This is a genomic window from Halorussus aquaticus (assembly GCF_024218795.1).
GTDB classification, from domain to species: domain Archaea; phylum Halobacteriota; class Halobacteria; order Halobacteriales; family Haladaptataceae; genus Halorussus; species Halorussus aquaticus.
Map to the genome: position 1 here is coordinate 1,259,760 of NZ_CP100400.1, position 16,787 is coordinate 1,276,546.

General features: G+C 64.2%; 16 protein-coding genes. 6 read left to right on the plus strand and 10 right to left on the minus strand.

Going from position 1 to position 16,787, the window contains the following annotated elements; genetic code table 11:
* Positions 1-2: 2 nt before the first annotated feature.
* The 5 genes from NGM06_RS06560 to NGM06_RS06580 form a co-directional block, all read right to left on the minus strand.
* Positions 3-959 (minus strand): ABC transporter permease, encoded by a 957-nt coding sequence (locus NGM06_RS06560; RefSeq protein ID WP_254269506.1) that lies wholly within the window; start codon positions 957-959, stop codon positions 3-5.
* Positions 956-1,969 (minus strand): ABC transporter permease, encoded by a 1,014-nt coding sequence (locus tag NGM06_RS06565; protein ID WP_254269507.1) that lies wholly within the window; start codon positions 1,967-1,969, stop codon positions 956-958. Before NGM06_RS06565 ends, NGM06_RS06560 begins: the two co-directional genes overlap by 4 nt.
* A 98-nt stretch (positions 1,970-2,067) precedes the next feature.
* Positions 2,068-3,783 (minus strand): ABC transporter substrate-binding protein, encoded by a 1,716-nt coding sequence (locus NGM06_RS06570; protein ID WP_254269508.1) that lies wholly within the window; start codon positions 3,781-3,783, stop codon positions 2,068-2,070.
* 124 nt (positions 3,784-3,907) lie between these two features.
* Complete coding sequence (locus tag NGM06_RS06575) at positions 3,908-5,674, minus strand: ABC transporter substrate-binding protein (protein ID WP_254269509.1); 1,767 nt, start codon at positions 5,672-5,674, stop codon at positions 3,908-3,910.
* Positions 5,675-5,905: 231 nt separating this feature from the next.
* Positions 5,906-8,401 carry an ABC transporter ATP-binding protein gene (locus NGM06_RS06580; protein WP_254269510.1) on the minus strand — a complete coding sequence of 832 codons (2,496 nt, stop codon included), beginning with the start codon at positions 8,399-8,401 and terminating at the stop codon, positions 5,906-5,908.
* Positions 8,402-8,587: 186 nt separating this feature from the next.
* Here NGM06_RS06580 and NGM06_RS06585 point away from each other — a divergent pair, with 186 nt between their 5' ends.
* Positions 8,588-9,055, plus strand: a complete 468-nt coding sequence (locus NGM06_RS06585; protein WP_254269511.1) for a DUF5518 domain-containing protein — start codon at positions 8,588-8,590, stop codon at positions 9,053-9,055.
* Positions 9,056-9,177: 122 nt separating this feature from the next.
* Here the strand turns inward: NGM06_RS06585 and NGM06_RS06590 are convergent, their stop codons facing one another.
* Positions 9,178-9,390: a hypothetical protein gene (locus NGM06_RS06590; RefSeq protein ID WP_254269512.1), complete on the minus strand. Its 213-nt coding sequence runs from the start codon at positions 9,388-9,390 to the stop codon at positions 9,178-9,180.
* 219 nt (positions 9,391-9,609) lie between these two features.
* Between NGM06_RS06590 and NGM06_RS06595 the strand changes: the two genes are divergently transcribed.
* The 3 genes from NGM06_RS06595 (at position 9,610) to NGM06_RS06605 (ending at position 12,057) form a co-directional block, all read left to right on the plus strand.
* A complete protein-coding gene (locus NGM06_RS06595; protein ID WP_254269513.1) occupies positions 9,610-10,041 on the plus strand; it encodes a universal stress protein in 432 nt (143 codons plus the stop codon).
* A gap of 67 nt (positions 10,042-10,108) precedes the next feature.
* Positions 10,109-11,242, plus strand: a complete 1,134-nt coding sequence (locus NGM06_RS06600) for a DHH family phosphoesterase (protein ID WP_254269514.1) — start codon at positions 10,109-10,111, stop codon at positions 11,240-11,242.
* The gene (locus tag NGM06_RS06605) at positions 11,239-12,057 is read left to right on the plus strand and encodes a BtpA/SgcQ family protein (protein ID WP_254269515.1); all 819 of its coding nucleotides are present in this window, start codon (positions 11,239-11,241) and stop codon (positions 12,055-12,057) included. Before NGM06_RS06600 ends, NGM06_RS06605 begins: the two co-directional genes overlap by 4 nt.
* On the opposite strand, the gene NGM06_RS06610 is transcribed toward NGM06_RS06605, so the two are convergent.
* The 4 genes from NGM06_RS06610 to NGM06_RS06625 form a co-directional block, all read right to left on the minus strand.
* Positions 12,054-13,025: a carbohydrate kinase family protein gene (locus tag NGM06_RS06610; RefSeq protein WP_254269516.1), complete on the minus strand. Its 972-nt coding sequence runs from the start codon at positions 13,023-13,025 to the stop codon at positions 12,054-12,056. The genes NGM06_RS06605 and NGM06_RS06610 overlap by 4 nt on opposite strands.
* A 58-nt stretch (positions 13,026-13,083) precedes the next feature.
* Positions 13,084-13,365: a hypothetical protein gene (locus tag NGM06_RS06615; RefSeq protein ID WP_254269517.1), complete on the minus strand. Its 282-nt coding sequence runs from the start codon at positions 13,363-13,365 to the stop codon at positions 13,084-13,086.
* Between the two features lie 259 nt (positions 13,366-13,624).
* Positions 13,625-14,050 carry a DUF5807 family protein gene (locus NGM06_RS06620; RefSeq protein ID WP_254269518.1) on the minus strand — a complete coding sequence of 142 codons (426 nt, stop codon included), beginning with the start codon at positions 14,048-14,050 and terminating at the stop codon, positions 13,625-13,627.
* Positions 14,051-14,153: 103 nt separating this feature from the next.
* The gene (locus tag NGM06_RS06625; protein WP_254269519.1) at positions 14,154-14,657 is read right to left on the minus strand and encodes a hypothetical protein; all 504 of its coding nucleotides are present in this window, start codon (positions 14,655-14,657) and stop codon (positions 14,154-14,156) included.
* 118 nt (positions 14,658-14,775) lie between these two features.
* On the opposite strand from NGM06_RS06625, the gene NGM06_RS06630 reads away from it, so the two are divergent.
* A complete protein-coding gene (locus NGM06_RS06630; protein WP_254269520.1) occupies positions 14,776-15,594 on the plus strand; it encodes a hypothetical protein in 819 nt (272 codons plus the stop codon).
* A gap of 602 nt (positions 15,595-16,196) precedes the next feature.
* Entirely contained in the window at positions 16,197-16,781 is a 585-nt protein-coding gene (locus tag NGM06_RS06635; RefSeq protein ID WP_254269521.1) for a DUF1684 domain-containing protein, read from the plus strand.
* The last annotated feature ends 6 nt before the right edge of the window (positions 16,782-16,787 follow it).

Here is a 16,787-nt window from a genome sequence, read left to right on the forward strand (position 1 = left end):
GGTCAGTCCACGGTCTCGCGCATCCGCGGGTCGAGCGCGTCGCGCATCCCGTCGCCGAGCAGGTTGAACCCGAGGACGGTTATCGCGAGGAACAGACCGGGGAAGAACGACCACCACCAGTCGCCGGTCAGCAGTCCCTGATCGACGCCGTTAGCCAGCATCAGACCCCACGACGGCGTCCCCGCCTCGGCACCGAACCCGAGGAACGAGAGGGCCGCGATGTCGATGATAGCGAGACCGAAGTTGAGCGTGGACTGGACGGTAATCGGTGCGAGGCAGTTGGGCAGGATGTGTCTAACGATGACACGTGGGTCCTTCGCCCCGAGCGCCTCGGTGGCCTCGATGTACTCGTCCTCCAGCACCTTCAGGGCCGCGCCGCGGACGACGCGGGCGAACCGCGGCGTGTAGACCAGCGTCAGCGCGATGACGACCTTCCAGAGACCGGTGCCGAAGATGGCGACCAGCGCCAGCGCGAGCAGGAGGCTCGGGAACGCCAGCAGCACGTCCATCGTGCGCATGATGACGTTGTCCGTGATGTCTCCCTTGTAGGCCGCGAGGATGCCCAGTCCGACGCCCAGCACCGTCGAGGCACCGACCGTGATGGTGCCGTACTTCATCGCAAGCCACGCCCCGTAGAGGACGCGTTGGAAGATGTCCCGCGATTGGATGTCGGTGCCGAACGGGAACGCGAACGTGCCGTACTCGCCGACGACGGCGGTCTTCTTGCTCAACCAACTCGGCGGCGCGAGATTGGGGTTCGTCCCGATCTGGCTCTGGGTGACCGACGCGAGGTCGATGAACAGTCGCGCGTAGAGGGCGACGGCCACCATGGCGAATATCATGCTCAGGCCCGCGAGGGCGAGTCTGTTCGACAGCAGTTCGGTGAGAAACGGGGACGCGCGGAGTCGCTCGACGATTCCGCGCTGGCCCACGTCCTCGGTTTGGGTTTCGGTACTCATTGTTCTATCCTCGGGTCGAGGTACGAGTAGGTCACGTCCACGAGCAGGTTCACCATCGTGAACAGGAACGCGAACATCAGTACGGTGCCCTGCACGACCGGGTAGTCGCCGACCTCGATCGCGTCCACCAGTAGGGTACCGATACCGGCGATGCCGAACACGGTCTCGGTCAGGACCGCACCGCCAAGCAGCGTCCCGAACTGGATGCCGATGACGGTCACCACGGGGATGAGGGCGTTGCGGAAACCGTGTTTCAGCACGGTTATCTTCGCCCCTTGCCCCTTCGCGCGGGCGGTGCGCATGTAGTCCTGCCGGATGACTTCCAGCATCGACGACCGCATCATCCGGGAGAGCAGCGCCATCGAGTAGATACCGATGACGACCGCGGGGAGGAACAGGTGTAGCGCCGCCGACTGGAACGCCGCGAAGTTACCCCTGACGAGGGTGTCGAAGGTGATGACGCCCGTTATCGGTTGGATGTCGAACCGCGAGGCGATGCGACCGCTCGCCGGGAACCAGCCGAGAATCTGGGCGAACAGTAGGATCACGAGCGGACCGCTGTAGTAGATGGGCACGCTGATGCCGGTCAGCGCGCCGATTCGGGTCGCGTGGTCGCTGATGGAGTCCTGCTTGACGGCACCGATGAGTCCCACGGGGATGCCGAAGAGGATGCCGAGGAACTGGCCGTAGATAGCCATCTCCAGCGTGACCGGAAGCTTGTACCGCAGAATCTGCTTGACCGGGGTGTTCTTCTGAATCTGGTAGGAGTTGCCGAAGTCCAACTGGACTGCCTCCAGCAGGAACCGGCCGTACTGTACCCAGATAGGGTCGTTCAACCCGAGGTCCGCCCGAATCTGTCGGACGAACTCTTCGGACGCCCGCTGGCCCGCGATGACCCGTGCAGGGTCACCCGGCGCGAGGTGCAGGATGGCGAAGACGAACGTCGCCACCCCGAACAACACCGGGACCAGTAGGAGGAGTCGTTTGACAACGAACCGCTTGGAAATCATTCACTCGGAGAAAAAACGGCAGGGGTCAAAAAAGGCTCGCTACCGTCGTCCCGCAGTCGGTCGTTTAGGAGCGACTACGGGCGGTCGGCGAATCGGGGCTATCGGTTCAGCGAGACGAGGTTGAGGAACGGGCCGCCGATGGGCGGCACCGTGAAGCCTTCGACGTCGTTGCTGACGCCGCGCAGGGCCTTCGCGTGGTTGAGCGCCACCCACGGAGCCTCGTCGTGGAATATCTGCCCGGCCTTCTGGTACTTGGGCTTGCGCTTGCTGGTCTCGTAGGAGGCCTGCGCCTCCTCGGTGAGCTTCATGAAGTCGGTGTTCGCCCACGCCGCCACGTTGAGCGTGTTGACGCTGTCGAAGTTGTCCGGGTTGATCCAGTCTTTCCCGTCCGGCACTTCGCTGCGGTCCACGCCGGGGTGCAGCAGGGCGTAGTAGAAGTTGTCCGGGTCGCCGTTGTCGGTCATCCACCCGAGGAAACACGCGTCGTGCTTGTAGCTGTCAGTGTAGTCGAGGAAGGGGTTGAACGGCTGCTGGTTGATGTTGACCGTGATGCCCACCTCGTTCAGGTTCGACTTGACCGTCTGGGCCGCCTGAAGCGGCGACGGGTTGTACGCTCGGGGGTTCTTGAACGTCGCCAGTTCGAACTCGAAGCCGTCGCCGTAGCCCGCCTCTTCGAGGAGCTTCTTGGCTTTCTCCTTGTCGTAGGAGTAGGGGTCGATGTTCTCGTTGTACCCCATCACGCTCGGGGGGATGGGCTGGCTGGCTTCAGAGGCGATGCCCTTGAAGATGGTCTCCACGATGGCCTTCGTGTTCACCGCGTAGTTGATCGCCCGGCGGACCTTCCGGTTGCGGAACTCCTTCCGCTTGGACATGTTGAAGGCCATGTACCCGACGTTGATGCCGGGGATTTCGAGGAGTTCGGCCTTATCGGAGTTTTCGATAATCTTGGACGACTGTGCGCCGATGCCGTCGATGATGTCCGCGCCGCCCGAGAGCAGGGTCTGGGCGCGGGAGGTGTTCGACCCGACCGCGGTGAACACAACTTCGTCCACCTTGGCCTTCTCCTCGCCCCAGTAGTTCTCGTTCTTGGTGAGGCGGATGCGCTGGTTGCCCGTGTCCCAGCTATCGAACTCGAACGGGCCGGTCCCGACCGGGTTCTTCGAGAGGTCCTTGCCGTACTCCTCGATGGCCGAGAGCGAGTGGACCTTCGAACAGAACATCGCGAGGTTCTTCAGGATGGGCGCGTACGGCTTTTTGAGCGTGATGGACACCTCGTACTCGCCGTTCTTCTCGACCGTCTCGATCCAGTCGCCCAGCGCGTAGGGACCGTACGACGAGGCGTACTCCTGACCGGGGTAGTGCTTGTAGTCCTTGTCGACGAAGCGGCGATAGGTCGCCACGTAGTCCTCGGCGGTGAACTCGTCGCCGTTGTGGAACGTGACGCCCTCGCGGAGCGTGAGGGTGACCGTCTTGCCGTCGACGCTCCAGTCGGTCGCCAGTCCGGCCTTGAGCGAGGTCTTGCCCGGCTCGAACTCGATGAGACCGTCGTAAATCTGGTTGGTGACCTTGGCGTCCTCGCCGCTGGTGGTGTTCTGGAAGTCGAGGCTGCCCGAGTCGTTCCCGCGAGCGAAGGTCAGCGTCCCGCCCGAACTCTGGGATTCGGTGGTCTCCTCGGTCGTTCCACCCGTGTCTTCGGTGGTCGTGGCCTCGCCTTCACCGTTACCGCCGGTACACCCGGCGAGCGTGGCCGCGGCCGTCGCACCGCCAGCTGCCTTCAGGAAGTTACGTCGTTTGAGACTATCGTCTATCGCCATAGACAAGCATGCTCATACAGTCTATATAAGTATGCCGGACCTGAAACTATGGGAAAATAAAACAACCACTCGATATTGAGTACCTTCTCGGAGTCACACCGAGCGTCGAGGAGCGAGGGCGCGGTCAGCCCTCGACCTTGACCCGGTTGAGAAGCGGCCCGCTGATGGGCGCTATCTGGAAGTCCTGAACCCGGTTGGCGACGCCGCGGAGTTCCTTCGCGTGGTCGATGAACACCCACGGGGCCTCGTCGTGCGCGAGTTGACCGGCCTGCTTGTAGAGTTCGGCCCGCTCGTTCCGGTCGAGCGTCGACTGGGCCTGCTCGGTCAACTGCATGAACTCGCGGTTCGCCCACGCCGCCACGTCGAGGGTGTTGAAGCCCTCGGTGTCCCAGCTAACCCAGTCTTGGCCCTGTTGAAGCTTGTCTTCCGAGACCTGCGGGTGGAGCAGGGCGTAGTAGAAGTTGTCCGGGTCGGCGTTGTCGGTCATCCACCCGAGGAAACACGCGTCGTGTTTCCCCTGTTCCGTGTAGGTCAGGAAGGGGTTGAACGGCTGCTGGTTGATGTTGACCGTGATACCCACCTCGTTCAGGTTCGACTTGACCGTCTGGGCCGCCTGAATCGGCGACGGGTTGTACGTCCGCGGGTTCTTGAACGTCGCCAGTTCGAACTCGAAACCGTTCCCGTACCCCGCCTCTTCGAGCAGTTGCTGGGCCCGGTCCGGGTCGTGCGGATAGGGGTCGATGCTCTCGTTGTACCCGAGTACCTTCTGTGGAATCGGTTGGCTGGCCTGCTCGGCGATGCCCCTGAAGATGGTGTTGACGATGGCCTCGGTGTTCACCGCGTAGCTGATGGCCTGCCGGACCTTCTTGCTGCGGAACTCCTCGCGCCGAGCCATGTTCATCGCCAGATAGCCGACGTTGATGCCCTGCGTCTCCACCAGTTCGGCCGCGTCGGCGTTCCGCACGATTTGAGACGCCTGCGCGCCGATGCCGTCGATGATGTCCGCGCCGCCGGAGATGAGCGTCTGCGCGCGGGTCGTGTTCGACCCGATAGCCGTGAACACCACTTCGTTCACGTACGGTCCCTCGCCCCAGTAGTCGGGGTTCCTGCTCAGGCGGATGCGCTGGTTGCCCGTGTCCCAACTCTCGAACTGGAACGCGCCGGTCCCGACGGGTTGGTTGCTGAGCGAGAAGTTCTGGTCCTGCGCGTGGCGCTCGATGGCGCGCCGCGACAGCACGCTCGACGCGAACATCGCCAGATTCCGCAGGAACGGCGCGTACGGTTCGTCGAGTTCGATGGTGAGCGTGTAGCTCCCCTGTCCGCCGCCACCCTGCGCCGTCGTGGTCTCCGCGTCGGTCTCGTTGGCCTGACCGCCGTCAGTCGTCGTTGCCGACGCGGAACCGCCCGTGCTGACGCTCTCCACCCAGTTGCCCAGCGTGAACGGACCGTAGGCCGAGACGTACGAGTCGCCCGGATAGAACTGGTAGTCCGAGTCGGTGAACCGCCGATAGGTCGCCACGAAGTCCTCGGCAGTGAACTCGTCGCCGTTGTGGAAGGTGACGCCCTCTCGCAGCGTGAGGGTCACCGTGGTCCCGTCCATCGAGTACTGAGTCGCCAGCCCCTCCTGCAGTGTGGTCTTGTTCGGTTCGAACTCGATGAGGGTGTCGTACAGTTGGTTAGTGACCTTCACGTCCTCCCCGCTGGTGGTGTTCTGCGGGTCGAGCGTGCCCGAGTCGTTCCCCCGAGCGTAGGTGACAGTTCCGCTCCCTTGCTGTTGTACGTCGTTCGCCTCGCCCGTCTCGACGTACCCGGCGACCGAGGCCGACGCCGCCGCCCCACCGGCCGCTTTCAACAGACTCCGCCTCGAAACGGATGTGTCGTTTGAAGTCATCCAACGATACCAATCAATCATTTAGAGTATAAGGCTACGGGACCGCATTGAACATCGGCCGCGTTAGTTCAATTCTCGAATCGGCGTGTAACCAGTTGGCGGGAACCGCCGCCGCTGCCCGACTGTCGAGACGCCCGGCGCGAACGGGACCGAAAGAACGAGACCGGCAGGAGTTCTCGGAGCGACGGTGCGGTAGGCGGGACTCCTCACCCAGACGAGACGTAGCCGTCGTTATTCTGGCTGGTCGTAGAGGTGACAGGCCGCGGGGTGGGCCTCGTCTTGCAGGACCGGGCCGTTCCGCTCGCAGACGCTCTCGAAGTGGTCGCGGAGCAGCGACTCGGCGGCCTCCCAGTCCTCCTTCGCGAGGTGCTCGAACGACTCCGCGACGACTTCGCGGGGATGCCCCGAGGGTTCCGCGTCGAAGAGGTCGTCCCAGAGGACGGCCTCGAACGCCGAGGTAGTGGCGTCGGGACGACCGCCGTCCGCTGCGGTCGCCGTCTCCGTCTGGGCCGCGTCGTCGCCCGCGGCCTTCTCCCACGCGGCGTCGAGGTCGATGGCGCGGTCCTCCACGCGCTCGCGGTAGTCCATCACCGCCCGATAGGCGTCCTGCTCGATGTCCATCTCCTCGGGCGGGATTATCTGGGGACACCGCGTCCGGAAGTGACACCCCGACGGCGGGTCGATGGGCGAGGGAACGTCGCCTTCGAGGATGACGCGGTCGTCGGTGTCGATTCGGGGGTCGGGTTCGGGAATCGCCGATAGCAGGGCCTGCGTGTAGGGATGCTTCGGGTCGTCGAACAACTCGTCGGTGTCGGCTATCTCCACGATTTCGCCCAAGTACATCACCGCAATGCGGTCGGAGATGTGCCGGACGACGCTCAGGTCGTGGGCGATGAACAGGTACGTCAGGCCGAACTCCTCCTGCAGGTCTTCCAGCAGGTTGAGAATCTGGGCCTGCACCGACACGTCCAGCGCCGACACCGGTTCGTCGGCCACGATGAAGTCCGGGTCCACGGCGAGCGCTCGTGCGATGCCGACGCGCTGGCGCTGGCCGCCGGAGATTTCGTGGGGATACCGGTCGTACTGGCCGGGTTCGAGACCGACCGCCTCCATGAGTTCGGCGACGCGGTTACGGCGCTGTTGTTTCTTGGACGTGTCGCCCTCGGGGGCCTCCTCGGGCAGGTTGTGAATCTTGAGGGGTTCGGCGATTGTCTGGCCCACCGTCATCCGCGGGTCGAGACTCGACAGCGGGTCCTGGAATATCATCTGCATGTCCTTGCGCTTGTCGCGCAGTCCCTCGCGGTCGAGTTCCGAGAGGTCGGTGCCTTGGAACACGATGCGGCCCTCGGTCGGTTCTTCGAGGTGGAGCAGGGTCCGGCCCGCGGTGGACTTCCCGCACCCGGACTCGCCCACGAGACCGACCGTCTCGCCCTCGTAGATGTCGAAGCTCACGCCGTCCACGGCTTTGACGCTCTCTATCTCGTCGGCCAGCCACTCGTCGAGCAGGCCGTCGGCCCGCGAGAAGTGCTTCTTCATCCCGTCGACTTCGAGGATTCGGTCGCCGATGTCGTGGTCGGTGGTGGTGATGCCGTCGAGGTCCGACCCGTACTGGCTCTCGTCGAACTCTTCGAGGACGCACTTCGCGCGGTGGTCAACGTCGTCGGGACCGTGCTGGAGGTTCGGAATCTCGCCCTCGGTACACTCGGGTTGGGACCACGGACACCGCGGCGCGAAGTGACAGCCCTCGGGCATGTCGATGAGGTCCGGAACGTTGCCCTCGATGGGCGTGAGTCGCTCCTTGTCCTCCTGCGGGATGGACTCCAGCAGCGCGTAGGTGTAGGGGTGGCTCGGGTTGTGGAAGATTTCGTCGACCGGGCCGAACTCCACGATGTCTCCGGCGTACATCACGGCCACGCGGTCGCAGGTCTCGGCCACCACGCCGAGGTCGTGAGTGATGAAGAAGACGGACATGCCGAGTTCGTCCTGCAGGTCGTTGATGAGGTCGAGAATCTGGGCCTGAATCGTCACGTCGAGCGCGGTGGTCGGTTCGTCGGCGACGAGGAGTTTCGGCTGGCAGGCCAGCGCGATGGCGATGAGGACGCGCTGGCGCATCCCGCCGGAGAACTCGTGGGGGTACTCCTCGACGCGCTCGGTCGGTTCGGGGATGCCCACCTCCTCCAGAATGTCGATGGTGTCCTGCAGGACCTCCTCGTCGATGTCCTTCCCGCCGAGGCTCGGTGCGATTTCCCGGACCGCGTTCCACCACGAGTCCTTTCGCTGGCCGCCGTACTGGTGGAGTCGCAGGCTCTCGGCGACCTGCTCGCCCACGGTCAGCGCGGGGTTGAGCGAGGTCATCGGGTCTTGGAAGATCATGCTCATCTCCCCGCCGCGAATCTCGCGCATCGCGTTCTCGGGCGTTGCGAGCAGGTCGATGTACCCTTCGTCGGGGAAGACGAAGTCGCCGACGCCCGCCGGGTATCGCTCCGCGAACTCGGCGGTCAGTTCCTCGTGGCGGAACGCGGCCTCGCCACTCACAACTTCGCCGGGGTCGTCCACCAACTGCATCAACGACAGCGCGCTGACGCTCTTGCCGGACCCCGACTCGCCCACGAGACCGACAGTCTCACCCTCGCGGATCGACAGATCGAAATCGTCCACCGCCTCGACCACACCGCGCTCCGTGTTGAACTGCGTCCGCAGATTCGAGATTGACAGTAAGTCACTCACAATTAGTCGAAAGTGGAAGGTCCGCGGGCAAATACCTTTCCACTTTCCGGGTCGCCGATTCGCGGAGCTCTGTCGTGATATCTGCCGTGTTGCCCCGTTGGACACCTGACCGTATCCCGACAACTCCGAGAGTTCCGGGACCGAGTAAAAGGTTTAAATATCAACAAGAACGTATGATGTCAAATAATGGCTGACCCCCACGTCTCGCTCAGGCAGTCCATCGCACGCTCGATCGGCAGCGGAGAGTTCGCCCTGTCCGTACTGTGGGGCACTGTCGTCGGTTGTCTCGCCGTCATCGTGGAGTACAACCTGTCCCAAATGCTCTCGGACGGTCACACCGTCCAGTACGGACTCCTCGTCGCCGGCGCGGTCGCGGGACTGCTCTACGCGGACTCTTGGCGGGCCGCCACAGAAGTCGGTGCCTTCGCCGGAGCCATCCCGATACTCGTTCTCGCACCGCTCGCGTACCTGTTCGGATTGGTGGAGTTCCTGCCCACCCTCGCAATCGACGGTGGGGTACTGATTTGGGCTGTCGGGAGCGTCCTCCTCATCTATCCGGCGCTCGTCCTCTTCGGTGCCGTGGGCGGCGCGCTCGGTGCGCTCGTCGGCTACGCGTCGAAAGTCGTGATTGGGAGCGGCCAGCAGCCAGACTGACGGCTCGCACGTTTGATATCGGTGTCGCGGGCGTTCGCGTCTCCTTGCTCTCGACCTTCTCCGCGTCGTAGTCCTCGTTTACTCGGTACGCTCCGGAGTTCCCTCAAAGCAGACGGACCGGGCTACGTTTCTTCGCTCGGGTCCGACTCGTATTGGAACCGGTACGTACCGGGCCGAAGCAACTTGAGAGCCGACAGGCCGGTCCCGACGAGTACCACGCCCAGATTCACGCCCATGACGAACGTCGTCAACTCCGCAGAGGACGAGAGGAACCACGCGGACTGAACGACCACGGTGCCGCCGAACAGTAGGAGAAGTATCGTGTCCTTTCTCATCTTTTCGTTGTTCGCAGGGACAGATGGTAAAAGTATTCTTCCGATGACACCATCTCGGACCTGTAGCCAACGCCGTCCCGTTTCTCCGCTCTTCACAGCTAACACCGTTTTCTCCCGCCCGTCCGTCCTTGCGCTCTCCCACCTCGCGTCTCGTCCGCTTTCGCCTCGCCACCGAACGTCCCACCGAAGTTTAAGAGGCGTCCGACAGTAGGGGTGGCTATGATAGACACCGTCGTCATCGCCACGGACGGGTCCGAGAGCGTCACTCGCGCCGTGCAGATCGCCCTCGACCTCGCCGAGCGCTTCGACGCCGCCGTTCACGCCCTCTACGTCGTGGACACCGGCGAAGTCGAATCTTCGCCGGACGAACTCCGCGGCGAACTCCGCGACGCGCTGGAGTCGCAGGGCGAGGACGCGCTCGACGCCGTGCGAGACCACGCCGACCGCGAGTTGGTGACGGCCGTCCGCGAGGGCCGTCCGGCGGCCGAAATCACCGAGTACGCCCGCGAACAGGACGCCGACGTCGTTGCGACCGGGACGCGAGGCCGCCACGGTGAGAACCGATTCCTCATCGGCAGCGTGGCCGAGCGCGTCGTCCGGTCGTGTCCCGTCCCCGTGCTGACGGTTCGGCAACTCGAAGGCGACGAGTGAGACTCCGCGAGGACCAGACCGACCGACAATCGGGGATTACTTCCCCGCTGCACCCGGACGAACGGGTATGCAAGACTGGGTCATCGACGACGATACTCTCTCTGTCGAGCGCAAGTCCATTCTACCCGGAGAGGGCTTTTTCGTGCCCGATTCCGTGGAGGAGGCGAAGGAGGAAGCCGAGGCCGAAGCGACGCTGACCGGCGCGGACGTCGCGGTCGTGGCTGACCCCGACGCCGACGGTCTGGCCTGCACCGCGCTCGTCCGGGAGGCCTACGGCGAGGGCGCGCTCATCGACGCCGGGCCTCACGACCTCGAAGACGCGCTGGAGCGCGTCGCCGACTACAGCGAACCCGGCGCGCGAATCTTCGTCTGCGACCTCTGTCCGGACACCTACGACGAGGTCGGCGAGGCCCTCGAAACCCTCGTCGAGCAGGCGGGCGCGGTCAGGTGGTTCGACCACCACCAGTGGACCGACACCGTGGCCGACGCGGTCCGGGACGCGGGCGTGGACCTCGTCGTCGGCGACAGCGAGGAGGAGTGTACCGCCGACGTGGCGGCCCGAGCGATAGACTACGACTTCCCGGCGTATCTGGTGGAACTCGCGGCGGTCACCCGCGACCACGACCTCTGGATTCGAGACGACCCGCGGAGCGACGACCTCGCGGACTTCTCCTACTGGGCCGAACCCGAGGAGTACATCGAGGCGGTCGCCGAACACGGCGCGGACCTGCCCGAGGAGATCGAGGAGTTCCTCGCGGAGATGCGCGTCGAGAAGGAGGCGCTCATCGAGAAGGCGGTCGCCCGCGCCGACATCGAGGAGATCGGCCCGTGGACGGTCGGCGTGACCTACGGCCGGTGTTCGCAGAACGAGGTGGCCGAGGCGCTCCGCCAGCAGGGCACCGACGCCGCGGTCATCGTCAAGCCCTCCGGAAGCGCCTCGATTCGGGGCACGGACAACTTCGAGCGCGCTCACGAGGTCGCCCGGCAGGTCAACGGCGGCGGCCACCCCAAGGCCGCGGGGTGCAAGCCGAGCATCTACGACGACATGCTCGACTACGCCCACCACTGGACGACCCGCGGTGCCGCGACCAAGCAGGTGATTCTGGAGGCGTTCTGGAATCTAGAGTGGGACGAAGCGGAGGCAGAAGGCGACGCCGAAGCGGAGGCGGACGACGATACAGCGGCCGGAACCGACGAATGACGACCGCAGACGCCCCAATCGACGCCGAGAAGCCCATCGTCGGGATGGTCCACCTCCCGCCGCTCCCCGGCGCACCGAAGTTCTCCGGGAACTTCGAGGAGGTGCTGGAGGCCGCGCTGCGCGACGCCCGCCGACTCGAAGACGGCGGCGTGGACGCGCTGATGCTCGAAAACTTCGGGGACGCGCCGTTCTACCCCGAGGACGTGCCCAAGCACGTCGTCGCGTCGATGACCCGAGTCGCCGCGGCGATTCGCGAGGCGGTGGACCTCCCGATGGGAATCAACGTCCTCCGGAACGACGCCGACGCCGCGCTCTCGGTCGCGGCCGCGGTCGAGGCCGCGCTCGTCCGCGTGAACGTTCACGTGGGTGCGCGCGTGACCGACCAAGGCGTCATCGAGGGGCGGGCCCACGAGACGGTCCGCCTGCGCGAGCGCCTCGACAGCGACGTGGCTATCCTCGCTGATTTGGACGTGAAGCACTCGGCCCCGCTCGCCGAACGTCCGCTCGACGCCGAAGCGGTCGCCGAACCCGTCGAACGCGGGTTCGCCGAGGGCGTCGTCGTCTCCGGCGCGGGGACCGGCCACGAGGTCTCTGGCGACCACCTCCGCGCGGCCGTCTCTGCCCGCGACGAGGCCGGACTGGACGCGCCCATTTTCGTCGGCAGTGGGACGACCGTGGAGAACGTCGCCGAGATACTCGGCGTCGCGGACGGGGCCATCGTCGGGACGGCGCTGAAGGAGGGCGGCGAGACGACGAACCCGGTCTCCGAGGAGCGCGTCCGGAAACTCGTCGAGGCCGCCGACGAGACGCGCTAGCGGTCGTTCAGAAACGCCTCGACCTCGGGTTCGGTCGGGAGACCGCCCCGGGCGTTCTCGGCGGTGCAGTTCAGCGCCGCGGTCGCGGCCGCGAAGCGTCCGGCGTCCTCGGGCGTTCGGTCGTCGAGAAGCCACCCGTGGACGAGGCCCGCGGTGAAGGCGTCGCCCGCGCCCGTGGTGTCCACCGTCTCGACCTCGAACGCCGGAATTTCTACGATTGTCTCGCCGTCGAGCAGGAGTGCGCCGTCCGTCCCGCGGGTGACCGCGGCCCGGCGGACGCCCCGCTCGCGGAGCGTCTCTATCGCGTTCCGGGGGTCAGCGCCGAGGTACGACCGGGCCGAGACCTCGTTGGCGACGAAGAGGTCACAGACCGGCAGGAGGTCGTCGAGCGTCTCGGGTCGGGTGGCCCGGTCTTCGAGTTCCGAGAGCGGTCCCGCGAGGTCGAACACCAGCGGCGGGAAGTCGGCGGTGTCCTCCTTCTTCGTCGTCACGAGGTCGGAGACCACCGGGTCGGGCGCGTACGCACTGGTGAACGCGAGGTCGGCCCGCCGGAGGTACGCGACGTCCTCGTCGGTCAGTCGGAGGTTCGGGACGGCCTCGCCGCCGTTGACTATCATGCGCTCACCGTCGGGGTCGCGTAGAATCATCGAGTAGGTGGTGCGCTCGTCGGGGTCGCCCCGCCGTACGCGCTCGGCGTCGATGCCGCGGTCGCGGAGGTCGGCCAGAATCAGGTCGGCCGCGTCGTCGTCGCCGAGGCGGGAGACCACCCCGGTCTCGCGGCCGAGTCTGGCGAGCGCGGCCGCGACGTTCGCGGCGACGCCGCCGACCGCGGTCGATTCCTCGCGGACGAACGCGCCGCCGTCGGGTTCGGGGAGGTTGGTCAGCGCGTAGACGCGGTCCTCGACCGCGCTGCCGACCGCCACCGCGTCGAGGCGCGCCGAGTCCGCTCGGGCGTCGGAGTCACTCATCGACGCTACCGAGACACCGCGAGATGAAACCGCTTACGACGCGGGTCCCGCGGTCCGGTTACGACGGCGCTCGGAACTCGTAAGAACGGTCGCCGTTCTCGACGCGCACCGCTCCGCGGTCGTGGTCGAAGTAGAGCACCTCGACCTCGCCGTCCTCGAAGTCGTGGAGCGGCATCCCGGCCGAGACCCGGCCGTCCTTCGTGACGAGGAAGGTCGCGCTCCCCACCGTGATTTCGACGCCCTCGTCGCTCTCGGACACCTCGCCGTCCGCCGCGAGTTCGCGGAGGTGGTCCGTGACGTCGGCCCAGTCCTCGACGGGGACGCGCTCGTAGTCGCCCATGGCGGGGTCTGCGACACTGAGCGGCAAAACGGCTTGGGCCAGTGAACGGCCCTCCCCGGAATCTCGGAACCGCGCCCACCGGCGCGGGCGCTCGGTGGGACGGACCACGAGCGAACGTTCGGCGATGCGTTCCACCGGGATGCACTCCGCGACGCAAGCCACCGGACGGGGGCTTTCTAAAAGGAAAACGCTCTAACTCTGCTGGTCACTCTCGTGGTCACACCGGGGAGAACCCGAAGCGAACAAACAGTAGAGAGAACTACTCGGTCTCGCCAGCGAGCCACTTGTCGGAGTAGGCGGTCCCGCACTCGCAGTAGGAGTAGGCGTGAATCACGTCGCCCTCGGCGTAGAGGTCGCCGACCTCCTCGTTCTGCTCCTCGGCGAACGCGAAGACGAACTCGGCGTCGCCGTCGCAGTCGGGGCAGTGGCCGCCCGAGAGGTCCCGAGCGATGTCGCCGCCCTCGGTGCCCATCGCCTGCTTGGCGAACCCCATCGCGTCCATGCCGGTCGCGGTCTTGAACACGCTCCGGCCTTGGTCGCCCTCGACAACCAGTATCACGCCGTTCTCGACCTGTTCGCCGTGCTCGGCCAGTCCGTCGCCCTCGCCCTCGACGAAGGAGTCCGAGAGGAACAGCGCCACGTCCTCGGGTCGCTTGCCCGCGAGGAACTGCTCGCGTTTGCTCATACGGTCGGTAGGGAACAGGACGGGAAAAGGGCCGCGTTCTCGTCGGCCCCGCGAGGGAATCCGACACGTTCGACTCAGAACGTGCGGAGGCGCGTGACTTCGATTAATACGTAACGTCTACCTCGAACGTCTCGGGTGTTTGGTTGACGTTTTCGAGACGCATAACGTGGGTGCGAATCGTGAGTTCTGACGACGAACTCGGGGTTTCTTGAAGGGTGAGGTTCTTGGTCAACGTGCCGTCTTCTAGCGTTGTCTCCTTCGGGTCGAACCCCACGTTCCTCGGTAGTGCCAAACCGAACACAGTTAGTAGCTCGGAACCCCAGTTCGTTTTCTCTAAACTCCCCGCGAGCGAACTATCTTCTTTCCTGAGATACTCCCACCGAACTTCGTTCTTGGACGTGACCAGCGACTTGTAGTAGATTCCATGCTCCAATCCCCCGTCTATCGAAAGTTGTTCGTTCTTCACTATCGGTTTCTCAGTAGCCGTCGTACCACTGTAATCAACGTTCATGGCTGTAGCGGAGTTACGGTCGACAATCGAAGCAAGTCCGAAGCCGCTAGCGGAGATACCGAGGCCAGTGAGGGCCTTTCGACGTGTTATCTGCATTATTAAGAGTATCATTCTGCACAGACATACATTTTCTGTCCAACTATTTTGCCCTCCAATTAATGCCTAAAATGTTAGCTAGATAATTTAATACGCAACTATTCTGATTCAACTATATATGTCAGAAGACATACTGAACAACAGTGTCGAATCGCAGAATGGACGTTCGCGGCGCTCTATCCTACGTGCAGGTGTTGGAGTAGGGAGCGTTGCGCTCCTTCCCGGTGTCGCAGGTGCGGCAAAAGGCAAACCGACTAACGAGGAGCGAGCCGCGACTGCACGCAAACAGGCGGGAAAAATCCGCGAGAAGACCGGCAGTCGAAAGCGGATGCTACAGTTCTTGAAAAAGAAGGCAGACCACATTAAAACTGTCCCCCACGAATTCGGCCTCGCCAAGAAGAACAACAACGGTCCCTCTACCAATCAATGGTACGATAGAACATTCAGTAACTCACTGACGATGACGTACTATACCGACTGTGCATCGACATCGTACGCGAACATCTTCTACGACATTAGTATGGACACCAGTACAGGCCTCGGTTCACCGGGTCCGGATCAAATTACTCTCTCGTGGGATGACGACCACTTCCGCTACAACTCGGACACGGCAGACTTCTCCTCCAGCATGGACAACCTCAGCGTATTCGATGAGGAGTTCAACGGCGTTGACTTCCAGTTTAAGGATGGGGCGGCGTGTTCCTACGGCTGTGGCGATAAGGACTTCTGGGTGTCATGTGACGCAGAGTTCCTCTCAACCAATCAAGAGCGGGCCGTTGAGGCGGAGTACCACGACATGTACAGTGAGACCAAGGTCACTGGCTTTTCGGTGGACCAATCCGGGAGTGTCTCGTTCAACTTCTCAACGCTGGAGAAGTGGGACGAACACGCTCGGAAAGTGAAAGAAGGAGGTGATGCGTACAACGGTTGTCTCTAATCTCGCGAGCAAGCCTACGTCCCCTCGAAGCTGATGGGACCGATTGAGGCACCGTCTTACCGGTAAAAGCATGGGAGCAGCGTCGCTGCTCCTCCTCGGCGAGTCACGGTCAGTGCGTCCTCCGCCACAGAATACAGCCTCTAAACGGAGTACGTCCACCTCAACAGTCCACTCGTCGGTACGGACCGTCGGCGCGTGCTGGCGTGGCCTCGTGCCACGCCACGGCGCGCGAAGTCTGCGAGAACGGACGTGACCGCAGTCTTCGAAAATCAGAGATTTTCGGGATGGGGCGAATCGCTGATTCGCAACAGCTCGGCGGACGCGGTTTGTCCGCCGGTGGAGCGGCCGCGTTCAGGCGGCCGCGAGGCTGGGGAGGTTCGAGAGGTTCGCGGTGTCGTGCGGTATGATTGGCTCAAGCAGTAGCTAGCCTCTCCGCGACAGACTCCTCACACCACTGTACTCCGAACCACATCCCCCTGAACCACACCCCTCGAACCACACTTTCCCACAACATCACTCTAAACTCTATCTCCACCCCTCTCCCTCGAACCGAAAGACGAGCGATGAGAAGCGTTACCCGGCGCGAACGACTACGCCCGACCATGACCGACAGCGCGACCGACGAGGACGCCGATTCGACCGACGCCGACTTCGACGTCGAGGAGTGGCGCGAGCGACTCCGCGCCCACCGCGCCGAGAAGGACGAGTTCTTCGCCGACCACCCCCAATCGCCGATTCCGCCCGAGGAGCGCGAGGACTTCGAGAGCCTCGACTACTTCGAACCGGACCCCGACTACCGGGTCACCGCGACCGTCGAGGTCCACGAGCGACCCGACCCCGTCGAGATGGACGTGACCGCGGGCGCGCCACAGCGATACCTCCGCATCGCGACGCTCCATTTCGACCTCGACGGCGAGGAGTACGAAGTCGCGGGCTACCGCCAGCGGGAGGACGGCGAGGGCCTGTTCGTCCCGTTCCGCGACAAGACGACCGGCCAGCAGACCTACGAGAACGGGCGGTACATGGAGTTCGAGGCCGAGGGCGGGTTGGAGGACGGGACCGAGATGGTGCTGGACTTCAACCTCGCGTACTCGCCGTTCTGTGCGTACAGCGAGACCTTCGCCTGTCCGCTCCCGCCCGAGGAGAACTGGCTCGACGCCGAGATTCTCGCCGGGGAGAAGACCTGACGGGAC

What these genes read in the sequence shown, in the direction of transcription:
- NGM06_RS06560 (WP_254269506.1), bottom strand. Translation starts at nt 959, where the DNA reads ATGAGTACCGAAACCCAAACCGAGGACGTGGGCCAGCGCGGAATCGTC.
- NGM06_RS06565 (WP_254269507.1), bottom strand. Translation starts at nt 1,969, where the DNA reads ATGATTTCCAAGCGGTTCGTTGTCAAACGACTCCTCCTACTGGTCCCG.
- NGM06_RS06570 (WP_254269508.1), bottom strand. Translation starts at nt 3,783, where the DNA reads ATGGCGATAGACGATAGTCTCAAACGACGTAACTTCCTGAAGGCAGCT.
- NGM06_RS06575 (WP_254269509.1), bottom strand. Translation starts at nt 5,674, where the DNA reads ATGACTTCAAACGACACATCCGTTTCGAGGCGGAGTCTGTTGAAAGCG.
- NGM06_RS06585 (WP_254269511.1), top strand. Translation starts at nt 8,588, where the DNA reads ATGGCTGACCCCCACGTCTCGCTCAGGCAGTCCATCGCACGCTCGATC.
- NGM06_RS06590 (WP_254269512.1), bottom strand. Translation starts at nt 9,390, where the DNA reads ATGAGAAAGGACACGATACTTCTCCTACTGTTCGGCGGCACCGTGGTC.
- NGM06_RS06595 (WP_254269513.1), top strand. Translation starts at nt 9,610, where the DNA reads ATGATAGACACCGTCGTCATCGCCACGGACGGGTCCGAGAGCGTCACT.
- NGM06_RS06600 (WP_254269514.1), top strand. Translation starts at nt 10,109, where the DNA reads ATGCAAGACTGGGTCATCGACGACGATACTCTCTCTGTCGAGCGCAAG.
- NGM06_RS06605 (WP_254269515.1), top strand. Translation starts at nt 11,239, where the DNA reads ATGACGACCGCAGACGCCCCAATCGACGCCGAGAAGCCCATCGTCGGG.
- NGM06_RS06610 (WP_254269516.1), bottom strand. Translation starts at nt 13,025, where the DNA reads ATGAGTGACTCCGACGCCCGAGCGGACTCGGCGCGCCTCGACGCGGTG.
- NGM06_RS06615 (WP_254269517.1), bottom strand. Translation starts at nt 13,365, where the DNA reads ATGGGCGACTACGAGCGCGTCCCCGTCGAGGACTGGGCCGACGTCACG.
- NGM06_RS06620 (WP_254269518.1), bottom strand. Translation starts at nt 14,050, where the DNA reads ATGAGCAAACGCGAGCAGTTCCTCGCGGGCAAGCGACCCGAGGACGTG.
- NGM06_RS06625 (WP_254269519.1), bottom strand. Translation starts at nt 14,657, where the DNA reads ATGCAGATAACACGTCGAAAGGCCCTCACTGGCCTCGGTATCTCCGCT.
- NGM06_RS06630 (WP_254269520.1), top strand. Translation starts at nt 14,776, where the DNA reads ATGTCAGAAGACATACTGAACAACAGTGTCGAATCGCAGAATGGACGT.
- NGM06_RS06635 (WP_254269521.1), top strand. Translation starts at nt 16,197, where the DNA reads ATGACCGACAGCGCGACCGACGAGGACGCCGATTCGACCGACGCCGAC.